This is a genomic window from uncultured Dokdonia sp., from assembly GCF_937910895.1.
Classification (GTDB): domain Bacteria; phylum Bacteroidota; class Bacteroidia; order Flavobacteriales; family Flavobacteriaceae; genus Dokdonia.
This window is the reverse complement of sequence record NZ_CALEMI010000066.1, coordinates 44,006-63,820: the sequence shown is the minus strand read 5'-3', so window position 1 is coordinate 63,820 and position 19,815 is coordinate 44,006. Positions and strand designations below refer to the sequence as shown.

At 36.8% G+C, this 19,815-nt stretch carries 18 protein-coding genes; 6 read left to right on the top strand and 12 right to left on the bottom strand.

The features are described 5' to 3' along the window. Positions 1 to 86: 86 nt before the first annotated feature. The 9 genes from Q0505_RS08145 to Q0505_RS08105 all read right to left on the bottom strand — a co-directional run bounded on the left by Q0505_RS08145 (position 87) and on the right by Q0505_RS08105 (position 9,603). Positions 87 to 1,034, bottom strand: coding sequence for a hypothetical protein (locus Q0505_RS08145; protein ID WP_299211183.1), 948 nt, complete (start codon positions 1,032 to 1,034; stop codon positions 87 to 89). A gap of 133 nt (positions 1,035 to 1,167) precedes the next feature. Continuing rightward, positions 1,168 to 2,085 (bottom strand): hypothetical protein, encoded by a 918-nt coding sequence (locus tag Q0505_RS08140; RefSeq protein WP_299211180.1) that lies wholly within the window; start codon positions 2,083 to 2,085, stop codon positions 1,168 to 1,170. Positions 2,086 to 2,200: 115 nt separating this feature from the next. After that, positions 2,201 to 3,193, bottom strand: coding sequence for a hypothetical protein (locus Q0505_RS08135; RefSeq protein WP_299211177.1), 993 nt, complete (start codon positions 3,191 to 3,193; stop codon positions 2,201 to 2,203). A gap of 93 nt (positions 3,194 to 3,286) precedes the next feature. After that, positions 3,287 to 4,240, bottom strand: coding sequence for a hypothetical protein (locus Q0505_RS08130; protein WP_299211174.1), 954 nt, complete (start codon positions 4,238 to 4,240; stop codon positions 3,287 to 3,289). 99 nt (positions 4,241 to 4,339) lie between these two features. Next, positions 4,340 to 4,738, bottom strand: a complete 399-nt coding sequence (locus Q0505_RS08125) for a hotdog domain-containing protein (protein ID WP_299211169.1) — start codon at positions 4,736 to 4,738, stop codon at positions 4,340 to 4,342. Positions 4,739 to 4,932: 194 nt separating this feature from the next. After that, the gene (locus Q0505_RS08120) at positions 4,933 to 6,300 is read right to left on the bottom strand and encodes a gluconate:H+ symporter (RefSeq protein WP_299211166.1); all 1,368 of its coding nucleotides are present in this window, start codon (positions 6,298 to 6,300) and stop codon (positions 4,933 to 4,935) included. A 79-nt stretch (positions 6,301 to 6,379) separates the two neighbouring features. Next, positions 6,380 to 6,745: a four helix bundle protein gene (locus Q0505_RS08115; protein WP_299211163.1), complete on the bottom strand. Its 366-nt coding sequence runs from the start codon at positions 6,743 to 6,745 to the stop codon at positions 6,380 to 6,382. Positions 6,746 to 6,814: 69 nt separating this feature from the next. Then, the gene (gene gndA / locus Q0505_RS08110; RefSeq protein WP_299211160.1) at positions 6,815 to 8,704 is read right to left on the bottom strand and encodes an NADP-dependent phosphogluconate dehydrogenase; all 1,890 of its coding nucleotides are present in this window, start codon (positions 8,702 to 8,704) and stop codon (positions 6,815 to 6,817) included. Continuing rightward, positions 8,704 to 9,603 carry a DUF72 domain-containing protein gene (locus Q0505_RS08105; RefSeq protein ID WP_299211157.1) on the bottom strand — a complete coding sequence of 300 codons (900 nt, stop codon included), beginning with the start codon at positions 9,601 to 9,603 and terminating at the stop codon, positions 8,704 to 8,706. The genes gndA and Q0505_RS08105 overlap by 1 nt, the downstream gene beginning before the upstream one ends. Positions 9,604 to 9,904: 301 nt before the next feature. Here Q0505_RS08105 and Q0505_RS08100 point away from each other — a divergent pair, with 301 nt between their 5' ends. The 3 genes from Q0505_RS08100 to Q0505_RS08090 all read left to right on the top strand — a co-directional run bounded on the left by Q0505_RS08100 (position 9,905) and on the right by Q0505_RS08090 (position 14,376). Next, the gene (locus Q0505_RS08100; RefSeq protein ID WP_299211154.1) at positions 9,905 to 10,645 is read left to right on the top strand and encodes an outer membrane lipoprotein-sorting protein; all 741 of its coding nucleotides are present in this window, start codon (positions 9,905 to 9,907) and stop codon (positions 10,643 to 10,645) included. A 97-nt stretch (positions 10,646 to 10,742) separates the two neighbouring features. Then, positions 10,743 to 13,811 carry a hypothetical protein gene (locus tag Q0505_RS08095; protein WP_299211151.1) on the top strand — a complete coding sequence of 1,023 codons (3,069 nt, stop codon included), beginning with the start codon at positions 10,743 to 10,745 and terminating at the stop codon, positions 13,809 to 13,811. 145 nt (positions 13,812 to 13,956) lie between these two features. Next, positions 13,957 to 14,376: a glyoxalase gene (locus Q0505_RS08090; RefSeq protein WP_299211148.1), complete on the top strand. Its 420-nt coding sequence runs from the start codon at positions 13,957 to 13,959 to the stop codon at positions 14,374 to 14,376. A 137-nt stretch (positions 14,377 to 14,513) separates the two neighbouring features. Here the strand turns inward: Q0505_RS08090 and Q0505_RS08085 are convergent, their stop codons facing one another. After that, a complete protein-coding gene (locus Q0505_RS08085) occupies positions 14,514 to 15,197 on the bottom strand; it encodes a DUF2461 domain-containing protein (protein WP_299211146.1) in 684 nt (227 codons plus the stop codon). 40 nt (positions 15,198 to 15,237) lie between these two features. Further along, entirely contained in the window at positions 15,238 to 16,017 is a 780-nt protein-coding gene (locus Q0505_RS08080) for a tRNA pseudouridine(38-40) synthase TruA (RefSeq protein ID WP_299211143.1), read from the bottom strand. A gap of 93 nt (positions 16,018 to 16,110) precedes the next feature. Here Q0505_RS08080 and Q0505_RS08075 point away from each other — a divergent pair, with 93 nt between their 5' ends. The 3 genes from Q0505_RS08075 to Q0505_RS08065 all read left to right on the top strand — a co-directional run bounded on the left by Q0505_RS08075 (position 16,111) and on the right by Q0505_RS08065 (position 19,016). After that, on the top strand, positions 16,111 to 16,545 hold the full coding sequence (locus Q0505_RS08075) for a hypothetical protein (RefSeq protein WP_299211140.1): 435 nt from the start codon (positions 16,111 to 16,113) through the stop codon (positions 16,543 to 16,545). A 148-nt stretch (positions 16,546 to 16,693) separates the two neighbouring features. Next, positions 16,694 to 17,578, top strand: coding sequence for a dienelactone hydrolase family protein (locus Q0505_RS08070; protein WP_299211137.1), 885 nt, complete (start codon positions 16,694 to 16,696; stop codon positions 17,576 to 17,578). A gap of 460 nt (positions 17,579 to 18,038) precedes the next feature. After that, positions 18,039 to 19,016, top strand: coding sequence for a hypothetical protein (locus Q0505_RS08065; RefSeq protein WP_299211134.1), 978 nt, complete (start codon positions 18,039 to 18,041; stop codon positions 19,014 to 19,016). A gap of 112 nt (positions 19,017 to 19,128) precedes the next feature. Here the strand turns inward: Q0505_RS08065 and Q0505_RS08060 are convergent, their stop codons facing one another. Continuing rightward, on the bottom strand, positions 19,129 to 19,698 hold the full coding sequence (locus Q0505_RS08060) for a TlpA disulfide reductase family protein (RefSeq protein ID WP_299211131.1): 570 nt from the start codon (positions 19,696 to 19,698) through the stop codon (positions 19,129 to 19,131). Between the last annotated feature and the right edge of the window lie 117 nt (positions 19,699 to 19,815).

Sequence of the window (19,815 nt, the reverse complement as noted above, 5' to 3'; positions counted from 1 at the left end):
TTGCAAGAATAGCTCTTGATAATACTTTATTAGAAATATGATTCAAAACAATTTTATATGTTTTTATCCGCTTTCGCGAAAGCGTACTATTGTTTAGAAAACCTAATTTTAGAAGGCGTATTTGCAAAGTTACACATTGCATCAAATCCTTCAAATGCTTCTAAGATATGTAATTCAAAAACAGTGTCATCATTTGGATCTGCTGTCACAGCAATTGCATCTGGTCCGATTAAAATTCTATTAGATTGATCAAGCGTACAGCCAAAACCAATCCTTTGGTATCTCGTCACAATCGTTGCATCACATACCACGCTAAACTCAATTTCCAATGTAGAACTTGATGCACCTATATCTATAATCCTAACGTTATTAGAATGTCCGTTGCGTATAGTGACCAATCCCTCTTCTCCATACGTAGGCCCAAAAAAACCGTCTTGAACACTTGTATACTCATATATACCAGTAAATTGGTCTAAAGGAATAGGTTCTACAATATTAATTAAATATGTAAAAGGAGATTTAAAAAATCCGTTCGCATTTACAACTGTTCCTGAAGAATTATTAAGATTAAACGTGAGACCATCAGACAAATTAAGATCCAAATCCAAACGAAATTGATCTTTACAATTAGTTTGATCTATCGTCAAACCTGTCGCGTCCAAAAGCGCTGCAAAACTATATTCTAAAGTAATGTTAGGGAGTCCAAATCCGTTGGAAGTAAAATTATCTGGTGTCAATGTTTCGAGTAATACTCGCTGTGTTGAAACCAAATTTCCCGAAGGGGTATTATCTATAAAGGATACAAAAACATCAACCGTACTTAAAAGCCCACCTTCTTCTATATCTTGCTCTTCTATATCTAAGCTAAAAGTACTCTCTGGGCTATTTACTTCAAATTCGCCATTATTAAAACGTAAAGTACGAAGTACAGCGCCTCTATCTACTTCTTCTAGAACAATTTCGATTGCTTTTTCTTCGTCATTACAAGAAATACATAAAACAACACTAAGGATAATAAATGTAATTTTTTTCATAGGATATACGTTTAGTTGGTTAATTATTGTTTGACATCGTTATATCTTCAAGCATATCTTTTAGAGATAATTTCTATGGAATATGGACAAAAAGCAATTGTATATATTCTTTATACGCTTTCGCGAAAGTGTACTATTGTTTAGAAAATCGATACGTTACTGTAATAGGATCACCCGATAAATCTCCTCCTGTCCAACCATCATATCCGATGACAAAATCAGCCTCAAAAACAGAATCATCCAGCGGATCTAAAAGCCCGAAATTAGTTTCCTGAGGTCCCCAAAAAACAATCCCTCCTCCAAAACGACATACGCCGCCACGTTCCTGATAAATATCTGGTAATATAAAGTCACCAGCTACCGTAAAATCTAAAAAATTAGAACGTCTTTGATTGGCGTGATCTCCATTAATAATAGTGGTAACACCAGATGGTGGCACTGCCTCCATACTAGATGACGTAATAACTTCATAATTGTAAGTTCCTGTGTATAAAAAATCTTGAATAGGATTGATGACATTAATTTGATAATAAAAAGGAGAGTATTCACAAAAATCAGCTATGATACTTGGACTTCTATTAGCATATCCTATAATTCGTCCGTCCTTTAAGTGCATATCTGGACGAATATAAAATTGATCACCTGGAGCAACATCACCTATAGTTAGTCCAAACGCATCAAGTGCTTCTTGGAAACTATAATTTAATAATGTGCGGGGTCTACCAAACTCACCAGTATAAAATTCTGATCTTGGGATATCTCTTAAAAGAACCTCATCCCTATTATTTAATCCGTTGGAAGTATTACTCTTAAAGCTGATATACACTCTAACGAAATCAAAGAAATTCCCCTTTTCTTGGTCATTTGCTCTGACCTCTACAGAAAATTCACTTTCTAAATCTGTCATTATAAAATTGTCATTGCCAATTTCTGTATTTATAAGCAAGGCGCCTTTAGGTGCATTTAAAAAAACATCTATAGGTTTTTCATCGGAACTACATCCTAATAAGGTGAATAGCACAATCGTGAGGGTTATTATATTTCTTTTCATCTTTTTCAATTTTTATTAGTCTATACACTTAACTATCTATAATTACCCAAAAGGTTGCGTTTTAAAAGCAGAAAATATTCTTTTACGCTCAGTATAATAGGTCTCTATTTATAGATTATTGTTTAGAAAATCGATATCTAGAAGGTGCGGTTCCATAATTACAACTACCGTCAAATCCTAAATACCCCTCAACAAACCATAATTCAAAAACAGTATCATCATTTGGATCTGCTATTCCAGGTACGACATCTGGACCTAGTAAAGTGGGTGCTGCATTACGTGTACACCACCCTTCTGGAGAGGAGAGTTGATTCTTCCCCATAACGATACGGTTGTCTACCACTGTAAACTCCCAACGTCTGGGAGCTTCAAGACCTATATGATGCAAATTATGATATGCTCTAAATTCTCTTGTATTGGTAGAATGCCCTTTAATAACTTCTACAATAGTTCCGTTGGGAAAGGGTTGTCCAAATTCATTTACAAAGGTCTGTCCATTAGGACCATCTAGTGTAGATTCCATAAGATACATTCCTGTAAAAAAATCTTCTGGGATAGGTGCTATCATATTAATCGTATAACAAAATGGAGAACTAAAGAAGGTGTTAAAGGCGAGTATAATAGAACTCGCATTGGACGCATTAAAGACACGACCATCTGTCAATTTTAAATTGAGATTAACTAGAAATTGATCTTTCACGGCAACTTCTGCTACTGTTAATCCGCTAGCGGTTAAAAGCTCTTCATAGGTGTATATAAGAGATGTTTTAGGGAGCCCATTTGATCCCGTAATCCATACTGACGCAGGAATTATTTCTATTAAAGTATTGGAAACTATTGTATTTCCATTATCGGGCGTATTATCTTTGAACTGCACGAAGACTTCTACTTCTTCTAACAAACCGCCATCTTCAATATCCATTTCCTCCACATCAATACTAAACGTACTTTGTAGATCATTGATATCAAAATCCATATTATGGATCGCTAAAGTTCTAATAACAGCACCTCTTTCTACCTCTTCGGTAACAACTTCAATCGCTTTTTCATCATTGCTACAAGAGAGCAATCCTCCCATAAATAGGAGTAGCAAGTATTTATTTTTCATTGGGTTGGTTATTTTATTAAATATATTAATATCACTACTCATAAACGTACGTACCGATAAAATTTAACTTATCCATAGTGTCATCTCGATCCTTTATTGTTTAGAAAGTTTAATTCTAGAAGGTGCTGTTCCAAAACCACAATTACCATCAAAACCAAGATATCCTTCTACAAACCATAACTCAAATACCGTATCATCATTTGAATCTATAGCGGCATTTTCTGTATCGGGTCCTAACAATATAGCGGGATCCATATCACAAAAACCTATTTTACTGGACAATAAATCTTTACTAAAAACAACTTCATCACAAACGATTGTAAATCTGAAAATTCGAGGTTGTTCCTGTTCAATAGATAACCGATGGCGCAATCGCATCTCACGTACATTAGTAGAATGACCTTTATATACTTCCACCAATTGAGGCTCTCCAAAAGTGGGACCTAAAGGCCCATCTAGAACACTTTCTAGCAAATAAAAACCTGTAAACATATCTTCTGCAATAGGATCTATCACATTAATTGTGTAGCAAAACGGCGAACTCCAAAAATCATCTGCTGCAAGAATTTTAGAGCTTGATTGCCCTGTCGTAAAAGAACGACCATCTGTCAACTTTTGGTTAATCCTAACCTCAAATTGATCTTTACAGGACATATCTGCCATAGTAAGATTAAAAGCACTTAAAGCCTCTTCGAAAGAAACTGTAAGCGGACTTATTGGTTTTCCGAATTGCCCGATGACAAAAACATCGCTAGTAAGTGTTTTTAATAACACCTCATTTGAAGGTAATGCTCCCGTTTTTTTGTAGGTAAGATATACTTCTATTGCTTCTAATAACGCTCCATTTTGCTCATCGTGTACTTCTAATTCTACCCTAAAAATATCGGCTGGATTATGAATAGAGAAATCGGCATTCACTGTTTCTGTAGTTCGCACATAAGCACCTATCTCTCTATCTTCGGCATTAGTAAGCGCTACTTTATCGTCGTTAGAACAGGAAATTATAAAAAAACAGCAGAGGAAAGTCACAAGTACTGATTTAGACATGGTATGGTTCGTTTAGTTATGTCTAAATGTAAAACGATATGTTAAAAAATAAGGTATTCCCGATCATAGTTACCTGTCTATACCTAAAGATAACTACTCTTATTTTTTGGAGTCTACTATACGATCCTTTACATATTCGACCTCTGTTTTACCATGAGGTTTTGCCTTCCCTTCTTCATCAAGTCCTACCATCACAATACGTTCTATGGTAATGATTACCTCCCGTGTCATCTTGTTACGCACCTCACATTGCAAGGTTAGAGAAGCGCTACCAAAGGCTACAATCTCAATACCAATCTCTATAATATCTCCTTTTTTTGCGCTTGCGCGAAAATCAATCTCACTCATATACTTCGTAACTGTACGCGGATTTTCAAGTTGAATAATCGCATACAAAGCCGCCTCTTCATCTATCCATTCTAATAATCTACCGCCAAAGAGTGTTCCGTTAGGATTCAAATCTTCAGGTTTTATCCATTTACGTGTGTGAAAGTTCATGCTGTTTTTATATTTTCGAGAAGTCGGAAATCGCATCCAACATCCATTATTAATTTATTTCTAGTACATAAAAGTACATACTGTTATTGATTTTCTAGCAACGATTCTGATAGTTTACGCTTTCGCACTTCGATACATTTAATATGTGCTTTCGCATTTCGACAAATCCAATATACGCTTTCGCGAAAGCATACCTACACCAAATACCATAATAGCGTAGAAACCACAAGACCAACAATCGCTATCAGCGTTGTCATCATCGTCCAAGATCGAAACGTCTCTTTTTCTGTAAGTCCGAGATATTGTTTGACCAACCAAAAACCACTATCATTTACATGCGAAAATACAGTTGCCCCAGAAGCAATAGCAATGACAAGTACTGCTAATTGTGGTTGCGTAAAAAGTAAGACTTCGTCACCATTACTTATTTGATGTAACAACGGAGCCGTAATTCCCGCAGCCGTAATCATCGCCACCGTCGCCGACCCTTGCAAAACGCGTATAATAGCCGCGACGAGAAATCCAAATACAACGGGTGGGAAGAAGTCGCCACTTAATGATGCTGCGATCATTTCGCCTGCGCCTGTATCAATCAAAATTTGTTTAAACGCGCCACCTGCTCCCGTAAGTAATATGATCACACCCGCAGGATACAGTGACTTTGTAGAGATCTCTAATAGCTGTTGCTTTGAAAACCCTTTGTTAATTCCTAACACATACCAAGCGACCAAATTTGCAATAATAAGGGCTACAAATGGATGCCCTAATAGTCCAGCAGCATAGCTGAGCCACACTGGTAAGGTGTCCTGATCAAAAAGCGGACTTCCCAATACCGTATTACAAACAATTAGAAGAATGGGAATCGCTATAATAAGTAGTATTGTCACTGCCGAAGGCGCATTCTCAGGAATCGCTGTCGTAGTCACCATATCCTCTGGAGTCTCAATATGCATCGTTTTTGACAAACGTTTCGCGAGTAGTGGTCCCGCAATGATCGCAGCTGGTAAGCCTGCTATAAATCCAAAAATAATGACATAGCCTAGATCTGCTCCCAAAATATCTGCAACAGCAATAGGTCCTGGCGTGGGTGGAATAAACGTATGCGTAATGGCAAGTCCAGCTAATAAGGGAATCGCATATAAAAGCAATGACTTCTTCGTTTGTTTTTGCAACGCATAAATCAGCGGAACTAGAATAATAAACGCTACATCAAAAAATACAGGGATTGCTACTAAAAACCCAGTAAGCATAACTGCCCAATGCGCATTCTTCACGCCAAAAAGTTTTAGCATAGCGAGTGCTAATTGTTGTGCGCCACCTGATCGTTCTAATATAGCTCCAAAAAGTGCTCCAAGACCTACCACCGTCGCTACAAAACCAAGCGTTCCTCCCATTCCGTTCTTTACACTATCCAGAATGGTTTTGGGTTCCATACCAGCAATGACCCCCACCACAATACACGTAATCAATAATGCTATAAATGCCTGAAATTTTAATCGGAGTATTAAAAATAGCAGGACACTAATGCCTATGAGTACTGCTGTTAGTAATTGTATATCCATAGTTCGTGTTGGGTTTGTGAGTGGTGAGTTTATGATTGATGAGCCTGTGAGTCGTAAATTTGTTATAAAGGGCTACTGTTCATTTTTTCAAATGTTTTCTGAGTGATGATATCATCTTTCCAATTTCTGTTAATTGTTGCCTATTCAATTCGTCAGTATCAACATCAATATACCCTCTTAATCTTGCTTTGGTTGATGCAGCTACACATTCGGGAGAACTATCCCAAGCCATCTTTAAATATCTATTAAAGTTTGCATCTGTACTTCCTGACCCTTCTGCTATATTAAAAGCGATAGAGTCTGCTGCTCTAATAAATTGAGAAGATAGCCTGTATATTTCTTTTTGTGGGAAAGTATCTATTTGAGTATTTACGGCTTCACAAAACTGAATAGCCTTCTGATACACATTCAAATCTTCAAACCGAAAATGGTATTTACTCTTCATACACTCTATAAATTCTTAATCATTTTAATTTCCTAATATCTCAAAGACTCACCACTCACAGACTCATAGCTATGCATCCCAAACCGTATGAAATGATCCTTCTCTATCTTTTCGTTCGTAGGTGTGCGCGCCAAAAAAGTCCCGTTGTGCTTGAATCATACTCGCTGATGAATCGCCTTGAATCATCGCATTAAAATAGGAAAGTGACGCACTAAAAACAGGAATAGCAGCTCCTGCTCCTACGGCTTTTGGTACTACTTGTTTTAACGCAGATTGTCCTTTTGTGATTTGCGGAATCACACTTTCGTGAAATAATATACTGTCATCAAATCCGTCTAGAACACCAATTAATTGTTGCATCAGTTTGGAACGTATAATACAGCCATTGGTCCATATACGTGCAATCTCTGAAAGATGTAATTCCCATTTGTAATGAATCGAAGCTTTACGTAAGGTTTCAAAACCTATCGCGTGATTAATGATACGTGCTGTTTGATAGGCACTTTTTATGGTAGCAATCTCAAGGTGTTTAATTTCTTCTCTTTTGATTTTATAGCGTTGTTGTCCTTTAACACGTTGTACTTTTTCTGACGATATAATTCGTGCAAGTACTGCTTGTGCAATTGTATCAAAAGGAGTTCCTATTTGCAAGGCTGCCGTAGTACTCCAACTTCCAGTTCCTTTTTGTTGGGCTTTGTCTAGTATTACATCTATAAGTGGTTGCCCATTTTCTGTTTTACGTAAGATCTTTGATGATATTTCTAATAAATAACTATTTTCTTCTCCAGCATTCCAAGTGTCAAAGGTGTGTGCAATATCTTCTAGTGAAACCATACAATGGTAATGTAAGATATCATACACTTCGGCGATAAGTTGCATTTCGGCATATTCAATACCATTGTGAATCATTTTTATAAAATGACCAGAACCTCCAGCGCCTACTCTGGCACAACAAGCATTATTCTGTGCATCTCTAGCGGCTATGGTTTCTAAAAAAATCCCAACTTGTTTGTAGGCTTCGGCGGTACCGCTTGGCATGATTGAAGGTCCTTTTAGAGCGCCTTCTTCTCCTCCTGAAACACCTACTCCCATAAAGTGAATTCCTTTTTCTTGCAAAGTTTCTACACGTCTTTCGGTATCTAAATAATGGCTATTTCCTCCATCCATAATAATATCTCCTTTAGATAAATAGGGTTCTAGTGAGGCTATTACAGCATCGACTGCAGGACCGGAATTGACCATCAGGAATATTTTTCGCGGAAGCGCAAGAGAGTTTACAAAAGCTTCTATATCATCAAAGCCTTTACTATGTTGTAATTCTGGATATGAACGTACAAACTGCATAGCGACGTTTTCTTCTACATCAGCTAAGTGTCTGTTGTATAAGGACAAGGTTATATCGTGATTTGCAAAATTTCGCGAAAGCGATTTCCCCATCACCCCTAACCCAATGAGTCCTAACTGTGATAAAGTTTGTTGTTGTATTGTATTCATAATATGTTTTACTAATGCCTCTTTAGGCATGGTAGCATCACAAATAATACCTGCTCGTGGTGCTTCTAAAGCATCAAATTGTGATTGTAATAAGTCGGGATTGAAAAAGTGATCTGTACGCGCTGCTAAGCGTTCTTTGACAAGCGTACAACTAGCCGAAAGATATATAGTCTTAACGTGTAGTTGGTCAACTTCGAGACGTTTGCGATATTTTTCTTTAAGCGCAGAACAAGCTAAAACAGCACCCTTGGTTTTCCACTGAGGATACTGAGCTACAATAGCATCTAGCCAAGGCCAACGATCTTCATCTTGTAAGGCAACACCCGAAGCCATTTTGTCTTTATTTTTTTGAGGATGGAAATCATCGGCATCATAAAAAGGAACTTGTAGCTGTTTTGCAATCGCTTTTCCTATGGTCGTCTTTCCTACGCCAGAAACGCCCATTACTACATATATCGTTCCCATTAAAATAAGGTTGGTGTGTTTGTATTATTCTGTGAAAGTGTTTGAGGTATTTTTAAATCTAAAGACAATTCACTATTCAACTTTTTAATAAAATAAGCGGTTAGTAATGGTGACTCCACCTCTACATTCTGATGAATGAAAAAATGAATGTTCTTTAATCCCTGAGCGATCCATTTTTGTAATCTCACTATCCAATCGTCTAAGCGTGTATAATCACTCTCATGGTTGGCTCCTACAAAGCGTATAAAAGCTTCATTATTTGTTAATCGCATGTGCATAATATCACGTCTGCCTGCCGTATCCACCAATACATTTGCCATATTATGTTCTTCGAGGGTATGATATAATCGTTCTGCTACCTGAGGATCATTAAACCAATCAGTGTGTCTAAACTCCAATGCTATGGGAACATGCGAAGGCCAATGATTTATAAAATTATCAACGCGGTCAAAATTTTTAGGTTGGAAGTTATTGTGCATCTGTAAAAAGATAGTACCTAACTTTTCTTTGAGTGCTAAGGTGTGATCTAGGTATTCAGGAATATACTGTTCTGCATCAATAAGTCGTTTTAAGTGGCTAATATTATTGGTAATTTTAGGGAAGAACTTAAATCCTTCAGGCGTTTTATCATACCATTTCTCATATTGCTCTTTAGGAAAAAGTCTGTAAAAGGTCGCATTGAGTTCTATACAGTTAAACTGACTAGAGTAATAGCCCAATTCATCTTTGGTGCCTCGTGGATAAAAGTTTTTCAAATCTTGTTTATTCCATTTAGCACAACCTACATAGACTTGCAAAGGAGCTGAAGTAGTAGTACTTAAGACTTTTTCTGTATCTATATGATCTTGAGGGAGTGTAAAATCTATCGTTTCTGGGTGATCTACTTTTCCAAATTTCATCTTTCTGTGGTCTAAGATCATAAAGATAAAATAAATAGATTTTACCTCCTTTATTTGCAATACAAATCAACGATAACGTTAGCGTAAAACAGAAATTCATTAATAATGATCTATACATAGTATTATAACTATTCTTATCTTGTTCTCTTTTTGATAAAGAAAACCTTATATTAATTACAGAACACTGATTTTGTTACCAATAAAAAAGTACTAAAAAAAATTAAAAAACGTGTAACAAAAAAAAGAGTTCATAGTCTTATGGCTAGACATCAAACATTAATTATACACAAATTAGACTTTTATGAAAACGATTAAATTATTAATTGCAGTAGTATTGATAGCTGTTGCGATCCCTACGCAAGCACAAACCGCAGATGAGATCATTGCAAATTACTTTGAAAATACTGGTGGTGAAGAAGCTTGGGGCAAACTCGAAGGACTTCAAATTAATGCTGTTGTAAATCAAGGAATGGAAATTCCTGTTACAATTATTGAAATGAAAGACGGACGTCAAATGATTAAAATTAACTTACAAGGACAAGAAATTACACAATTAGCTTTTGACGGTGACGTGGCTTGGACAACAAACTTCCAGTCTATGAAATCAGAAAAAGTAGATTCTGAAACCTTAGAGAATTTTAAAATACTATCAGGTAAAACGTTCCCTAGCCCATTCTTAAATTACAAAGACAAAGGGTTTACAGTTGAACTTTTAGGAGAAGAGATCATAGATGGAACGAACACGTATAAAGTTGAAGTTACTATGGATCCTGTGAAAGCTGACGGAGAGATGGTAGATAATAAAGTAACATATTACTTTGAAACAGAAAATTTTGTCCCTATTCAAACCGCTTCAGAAATACAAGCAGGACCTGCAAAAGGACAAATTTCTAAAGATACTTATAGTGACTATACAGAAGTAGATGGCTTATATTTTGCGTTTGCTAGAACTGTTTTTGGCGGACAAGCATTAGAAATTAAAAGTATCGTAGTGAACCCAGAAGTAACAGACGAGATGTTTGCCTTCCCAGTTCAAGAATAATACTTGATCATATACAAAACCTCAATCGTTTCTGATTGAGGTTTTTTATTTCGCTTTAAGCGAAAAAATATACAAACAACAATCAATCATAATTCTCATGAAAACTAAAAACATTTTTTTAGGGTGTCTCTTTGCATCCTTTACTTTAGTAGGTAGTGCTCAAGAAATCGTTCTTAAGGGAAAAGAACTTTTTGGTGACATTACTGCTAGACAAATTGGTCCAGCCCTAATGAGTGGACGTATCATCGATATGGAAGTTCACCCAACCAATCCACAAATCATCTATACTGGTACCGCTGGTGGTGGTGTATGGAAGTCTAGCAATGGAGGTGCATCCTACTCGCCTATTTTTGAAGAACACATCCAATCTATAGGACAAGTTGCTATAGACCCTAATGATCCAGATAAAACGGTTTGGGTAGGTACAGGTGAAATATGGACGCGTAACTCTGTCTCTGTCGGAGATGGTTTATACAGATCAAAAGACGGTGGTGTCAATTGGGATAAAATGGGGTTTGAAAACTCAGAACGTATTTCTGGTATCGAAATTCATCCTGAAAATAGTGATGTCGTGTATGTTTCTGTATTAGGTGCGCTTTGGAGCCCAAGCACGGAACGCGGAATTTATAAAACAACAGACGGTGGTACAACGTGGAAGAACATTCTATACGTAGATGAGAACACTGGAGCTGCTGATTTTATGATGGACCCAAATAATCCAGATGTACTCTATGCTGCGATGTGGGAACACAGACGTACGGGATGGGACTTTAATTCTGGAGGAAACGGTAGTGCATTATACAAATCTACAGATGGTGGTGCCACGTGGAATAAAATACACAATGGTTTTCCGGAAGGAATCTTAGGACGTATCGGAATTGCCGTAGCACCTTCTGATTCTAACCGTGTATATGCTGTAATCGAATCTGAAAAAGACAAAGGATTATACCGTTCTAACGATGCAGGTGCTACTTGGGAACTGACCAATAGTGATTTTGCATTAACCGTTCGTCCTTTTTACTTTTCAAGAATTGTGGTAGATCCTAAAAATCCAGATGTGGTTGTAAAAGGAGGTTTAAGCGGATCTATCTCTAAAGATGGAGGAGAAACCTTTGTACCGCTAGGGAATATGCACTCAGACATTCATGATATTGTATTTGATATCAATAATTCTGATATGATGCACGTAGGTACCGATGGTGGTGTATATCGTTCTTGGAATCAAGGAACGACGATGGAAATTGTAAGTAATTTACCTTTATCACAGTTTTATCATATTAGCGTAGATGATGCTGAGCCTTATCGAATTTATGGAGGTTTACAAGACAATGGTTCTTGGTATGGCCCTTCTTCTTCACCGGGAGGTGTAGAAGCTCGTGATTGGGTACGCGTGGGTGTTGGTGATGGTTTTAGAGTGTTAAAACATCCAACCAAAGAAATTCTATATTCAGAAATGCAAGGCGCAGATAATGTATGGCGCTATGATATGGAGCGTAACTATACTAAAAATGTAAAACCACTTCCTGTTACTGGGTATGACGATTTACGTTTTAACTGGAATGCACCTATGGCAGTAAGTACACATCAACCTGATCGTTTTTATATGGGTAGTCAGTATTTGCACGTAAGTGATAATATGGGAGATACATGGCGAATTATTTCTCCAGATTTAACCACAAATGATCCTGCAAAGCAGCCTACTAAATCAGGGGGACTTTCTAACGATACCTCTGGAGCAGAAAAGCATACGACTATTTTTACTATTGCAGAATCTCCTCTGGATGAAAAAGTGATCTGGGTAGGTACCGACGATGGAAATGTGCAAATCACTAAAGATGGTGGTAAGAACTGGACAAACGTAACGGCAAATATCTCAGGATTACCTGCTACCACGTGGGTATATCATATCGAAGCTAGTGTTCATGGAAAAGGAACTGCCTATGCCGTTTTTGATGGTCATGCACGAGGAGATATGAAACCTTATGTATATAAGACAAAGGATTATGGTGCTACGTGGACAAGTATCGTAACAGATGACATTCCTATTTTTGCTCGTAATATTCAAGAAGATTATGTAAACGAAGATTTATTATTCTTAGGCGCAGAAAACGGATTATACATTACGGTAAACGGAGGTAAAAACTGGTCACATTTTACAAATAACTTCCCGCACACAGCGGTACACTTTCTTGATCTTCAAAAAAAGACCAATGATTTAGTCGCTGGAACACACGGCCGTGGTGTTATTATTATAGATGACATAAGTACCTTACGTGAAGTAACACAGGATGTATTAGCAAAAAATGTGCATTTCTTTGATACCAAGAAAGGAACTATGGTAGAAGAAGGTGGCTTTGGTGGTGGTAGTACCGAATTGGAATTTGTAGGACCAAATCCAGGTACTGCATTACAATTAAAATACTATTTACAAAAACGACATACGTTTGGAAAAATGTCTTTAGAAATTCAGGACATGGAAGGTAATGAGATCACTACATTAACGCCCGGAAAGTCAAAAGGGATTAATATAGTACGTTGGGATTACAACACAAAAGCACCTAAAAATGCTGCTGGAAAAACATTAAGTTTTGGAGCTTTCCAACCTATGAGAGCAAAAGCGGGTACGTATAAAGCAGTTCTTACAAAAGGAAAGGATACCTATGAAACTACCTTTGAGATTCAAAACGATCCTAAATCTTTTATTACAGCAAAAGAAAGAGAAGCACAACACGCTACCTCTCAAAAATTGTTTGATATACAAGAAGACTTAGCGTATATGGTGTATAAAATGGATGAGATGATCCAAACAGGAGAAAAAGCAATAGCGGCTGATGCAAAAGCAAAAAAAGTAGCACAACCACTTATTGACGAACTTAATGCCTTGAAAAATACATTGGTAATCACATCTGGTGATAACTATGTAGATTCTGCGCCTCCTCAGTTAAGAGAAAAGCTAGGACAATTGTATAGTGATGTTGCAGCTAACTATGAAGCGCCAAGTCAGGCACAATTGGAGAACCTTTCCTTACTTTCTGATCGATATGCAAAAGCAGAAGCAGATTTAGAAAAAATCTTAAGTAAGCGCTTATCTAAGTTCACAAAGTATATAGAAAAAACAGATACTCTTGCTATGGAATTAAAAAGCAAAGAAGATTTCTTGAAGTAATCATTTATATAACATACACTCTTAAAAGGTCGTCTGAAAGTAATTTTAGACGACCTTTTTATTAGTTAATAACTGGTTGATAACCTATGAGTACGCTTTCGCGAAAGCGTACCACCTATTCGTACTTTTATTAAAACTCAAAATTATGAATGACAGGCCCAATGACATCAAACGCATACGCCCAGAAATTCCTTCGGCAAGGGTGCACGATCAAATGAGTAGTGAAGAACGTTTTCAAAACGAAACAATTCGTCCTATTCTCAAGCTACAGGATCCATTACTTATAGAAATTTTCCGAAACTACATTACAAAGCATAAAAACGTTTTCTATGACTTATCAATTCAAAAGCGAACCGATTATATAGAAAATGCCATTCATAAGGATATGAAGTTTCGCAATGGTATTAAAGGAATTATTATTGGTCAATTTACGGTAGATGAATATCTCAGATATGCTGAAAATTCGTCTGCATTAAATAAGCGAATGATGAATATCGCAAAAGAACGCCTTCTTAGTCATATTCAATTATTTGAACGCCCCATGGTATTGACAAAAGTGAGTTAATGCAAATTCCTGAAAATCAGAATAATTCACCTATAGATCTATCATCTCCTTTGGAGTTAATTATTTTTATAGTAGTACCGATACTACTGATTGTCGTGTATTTTGTTGCCAGACGACGACGCAAAAAATAAAGAGGTTTAATCTAATAAAGAAACGCCGTTTAAGTCGGTGGTGAGTACATCACTCATCAAATCAAAAAACGGACGTAAGAGTTGGTAATGGTGTACTACTTGTTTTCCAAAATCAGGTGCGAGTACCTCTGCGTCTGTAAATGTATGGGAGACAAAAAAACTTTTGAGTCGGATGAGATCAATATTGGGATCGTCTTTACTAAATCCTTTAGGAGCTGTTTTTACAGGATCCCAAGCTTCAAAATGTCCTCCATACGCTTTCGCGAAAGCGGGCTCAGCAAGAATCGCACGAATCTCTGTACTATCCATCTGAAATTCGTTGCGTATCCGTAATAAGTCTTTAGGCTCAGGATTAAAGAAACCACCCGCCACCACCGATTTATTTCCTGGTTCTATACGCAGATAATAACCACCTCTGCGGTGTGCTCCTGCCCTACTAAAACTGGCACTCCGATGTACATTATACGGTGTCTTATCTTTACTAAAACGAATATCTCGATTGATCCGAAATACCTTTAATTTCTCTATTTCGTCATGTTCATTAAGTCCCTTTTGAATGTCCGCATAAAAAGCTTTTAACGCTTTTTCACTTGCTTGGTATTCTTTCTTATGTTCTGTCATCCAGTCCCGATGATTGTTCTCTTTAAGTGCTTTTAAAAAGGAAAATGAAGAAGCTGGTACTGTATTCATAATGATATTGTTTAAGGAATTAAAGATACTATTTTGTTGATTACAGACGTACATTGTGAAGCATCAATCCGCTAGGCTGTGCGATGTGTTCTAGTTTGATTCCATTATCAGGAACTAAGGTTTGTTTGATAAACTCAAAATCTATTTTGCCTTGTCCAAGATCAAATAAAGCACCCATCATTAAGCGAACTTGATGTCGCTTAAATCCTTTCCCGCATACGCGAAATATAAAACTCTCATCAGGGAAAAAACTAGCTGTATACAGATCGTTAGTAACAATCTCACTGATTTCTAAGGTATTTATGGTTCTAGTTTCTGGGTTGGGTTTATATGCGTATGTTCTAAAATCGTGGGTTCCTACAAATAATTGAGCCGCTTCTTTCATCAAGTCAATATCTAATGTTGCTGTGATATTAACCATATAGGGTGCTGCAAACGGATGGTTTTTTTCGCCATGTGAAAAGAGATAGATATACTCTTTTCCTATAGGTGCATCCATAACATTAAATGTCTTATCGACTTCTGTGATTTCTAAACAACGAATGTCTTGAGGTAAATTTTCATTAAAAAGTGTTAAGAAATCATCTTCTGGCAACGGTGTATCTTTTAAGAACAGCTCCACATAAGCCACATTTGCAGAAACCTTGGCATCCGTTCGACCAGAGGCTAATAGCTTAAAATTTTTATGTCCCAACACATACGAAAATGTGCGTTCTACCATACGCTCTACCGTAAGCACATCAGGTTGCTTTTGCCACCCATGATATCTAAATCCTAAGTATTGAATCTTTAATAAGTAATAGAATCGCTTGTCAAACATAGCTGCGAATTTAGCTTTGAAATTGGTATTATAAATACTAAAAATTAAAAAAATCGTACATTGTTAAAACAAACAACCAAAAACCAACACACCATGACAACACTTGGCAAACCAAATGCGCTCTTGGGGATCGTCGCTATTATTGCACTTTTGTGGAATTTAGCGGGGCTCTCAGAATTTATTAAAACCGTATTTTTTGTAGAAATGTATGCGGAAACCTATACGGAGGTTCAAATGGAATCTATTCGTAATGCGCCTATATGGATCAATGCATTATTTGGCATTTCCACTATTACTGGCGTTTTAGCATCTATCATGCTCTTGGTTAGAAAAAAAGTAGCCATTCGATTATTTGCTATTTCAGTACTAGCGGTGATCGCACAAACGTTAGGAGGTATCTTAGCTTTAGATACTATAGACCTTTTTGGAATGGGTCAAGGATTACTATTTCCGTTAGTAGTTATTGTATTGGATATTTTCTTTTATTGGTTCAGCACCTATTCTTATAAAAAAGGATGGATTCATTAAGATCATTATTCTGTTACAGGTTATTTGTGAACCGTTAACTTTTCACTTTTCACTTTTCACTTTTCACTTTTCACTATGAGCATCTAAATGAGCTATTTTAAAATTTGTAACTTTCTACTCACTATTTAATTAAAGCAATCCCTTCGTTATGAAAGAACTAAAAAAAGAAGACATCAATCAAGAGATTTTTGACCTGTATGATGATTATGCTCACAACAAACTTAACAGAAGGCAATTTGCAGAAAAACTTGGTATTTATGCGGTTGGAGGTCTCACTGTATCATCCTTACTTAGTTTTATGTCACCGAACTACATTGATTCGCTATTGGTAAAACCCGACGACCCAACCTTAGATTCGGAGTATATTAGTTATAACTCACCAAAAGGAGGAGGCATCATAAAAGGCTTATTGTCAAAACCTAAAGATGCAAAAAAACTCCCAGGAGTCATTGTTGTTCACGAAAACAGAGGACTTAATCCATATATTGAAGATGTAGGAAGACGCACCGCAAAGGCAGGTTTTATAAGTCTGGCACCAGATGCTTTATCACCTTTAGGAGGTTATCCAGGAAATGACGATGATGGTAGAACCATGCAAAAGAAACTTGACCGAAATGAAATGCTTGAGGATTTTATTGCGGGGTATCATTATCTAAAAACCCACGAAAATTGTACTGGAAAAGTTGGTGTAGTTGGTTTTTGTTTTGGTGGCTGGATTTCAAATATGATGGCCGTACGCCTACCCGATTTAGGAGCAGCCGTACCCTATTATGGTAGACAACCAGAAGCCGAAGATGCTAAAAAAATTAAAACACCCTTATTGCTACAATATGGAGAATTAGATACCCGTGTGAATGAAGGTTGGCCAGCTTTTGAGGAAATCCTTAAAGAAAATAACATTGAGCATACGGCGTATATCTATCCTCAAGTGAATCATGGATTTCATAATAATACAACACCACGTTATGACAAAGAAGCAGCTAAACTATCTTGGGAACGCACCATTGCATTCTTTAATAAACATTTAAAATAAAATAATCATTTTCTTTATCTGCATGTCCTTTTACTTTACTATTATGCATAACACCTTACAATATCTTGTGTATCAAATAAACACATAAAAAAAGATAACAAAATGCATACAAAATAGGGCTAATCCTAGGGATTCTTGGAGTCCTTGCCGGTATCGGATTGATCTTGAGTAAAAGGTATCTCATAGGTATCTTTGAGTCTGTTGCGTGTGCTGGGATCATTCTAAAGGGATATAAGAACAAGAAGGAAGTTTAAAAATAAGTAAATAACCAGGAATAGTTTTTAGTCACAAAACCTTAAAAACAGCTTTTATGATCGTGGTTGTATTTTTAACTAGATATAAAAATACCCTCCAACCTTCCTCATAAATTTTTCTCCCATATTCCATAAATAATACCTAGTTTTGACCTAGATTCCTAACATACTTAGTCATACCTACTGTTATTCAAATATGCACCCCCATGAAAAAAGTGATTTCTATTTTTCCTATTGTTCTATTGCTTCTGTTTGCTTCTTGTAAAAAAGACACCTCCAACACTGTTGAAAAAGAAACAAATCTGACCGCTGCTTTGGACAGTATGGATCAAGACCATGCACGAAGTATACGTACCTCTGGAGATTTCGTTTCTAAGGCATATATTATAGATAGTATGCTCTATCTGGATGCGAACATGAGAAAGGATCATAGAATATTTGGCTACGCACAGCCAGATACCTTATCAGAGCGTTTGTTCTTATTATCTATTTATACCAACGATATTGAAAAAAATCCCTTTGATCTGCCTCTAGGAGCATATTATGAATTAGATAGGTATCATCCACTCCGCATCCAATACAAAGGACATGATGAAGAATTTATAGAAGCTATCGCTACAGATAGCTTGGGCAAGAGAACTACGCTCTATTTTGAACGAAAGTGGGTACAACTAGAAGATGAAGTATATACCGAAGACGAGGTGCTTCAAGAATATGGACAAATAGAAAACATAGAAGACGGAGCTTATCCTTTTTTTATCGTCACAGTAAATTTTATAGGAAGTAGAGCCAAAATAGATTTGGATTTAAACATTGAGTCGATGTCGCTGGATGTGGAAGGCCTCAACAAACTCGAAGGCAAATATGCGACCATCTATTATACCTCAGAGTTACGAAACAACCTGCAAGATCTTCACTATAACGGCACTTCTGTTTTTGGAGAATATGCCGCTGACTATAATAAGAGCTGGGATCAAATTACAGGAACACTTAAAGGTGCTGGTACCGTCACTGCTGGTGATCTCCCTAGTTTTATTTCCATTGCCGGAAATGAAGGGGAGAACTTAGATTTTGAGGTGTTTATTGATGATGAAATGGTTAAAGCAAATGGCAAAACCGTTACGGTCTTTTATGTCACAGACGTGGTTAATATCATTACCGACATCCTTCCTTCGGAAGAGTAATATATGTTCAAATAATCCTCGGAAACAAGCTTGAAATATATCAAATACTAGATCTCGCTCTAAAGCGGGATTAGTTCAACTAGCCACTTTAAATGTGTTGCTTCGCAACTTTTTAAAGCGTAGTTTCACTAATAAGCCTATCCAAGGTCTCACGGACTTCAGCACTATTCCAATTGGCGGCGCCTTTTTCTTTGATGATGATTTTTCCTGTTTTATCAATGATATAATTGGTAGGAATACTACGTTCAAAAAGTAACTCAGGGGTTTGCATTTTTGGAAAAACGGCTGGAATGTTAAGCTTTTTTCGCTCTAAAAATCGTTTAACAACTGTAGGCTCTTCTTGGGTAATCAATACAAAATCAATTTTGTTTCCGTAGTCTGCATAGAGTTTTTCTATACTTGGTAACTCAGCGATACAAGGCGGACACCAGGTCGCCCAATAGCTGATAAAGGTTACTTTCCCTTGTCCTACTTCGGCATCACGAGAAAGCCCATCTATAGAAGCAAGTTGATAGGTAAAGGGTTGGAGTTGGGTTTGGTCTGCTTTCGCGAAAGCGGAAGGAGAAAATAGCTTTACTTTGATCTTATTGAACGCTACCTGAATCGGTGTTCTGGTTTGCGGAATAAGAAGCAATGCAATCACGATGATGAAAAGGATATTTTTTAAGTTGATTTTTTTCATAAGTGAGCTGTTGTATAAGACAAGGTAGGAATTCAACCTATTTTTTGAACCAATAGAAATAGTCGGTATTGCCAAGTATTTCTTACAAAAAAAGAGCCATCGGTTAGGATAGCTCTT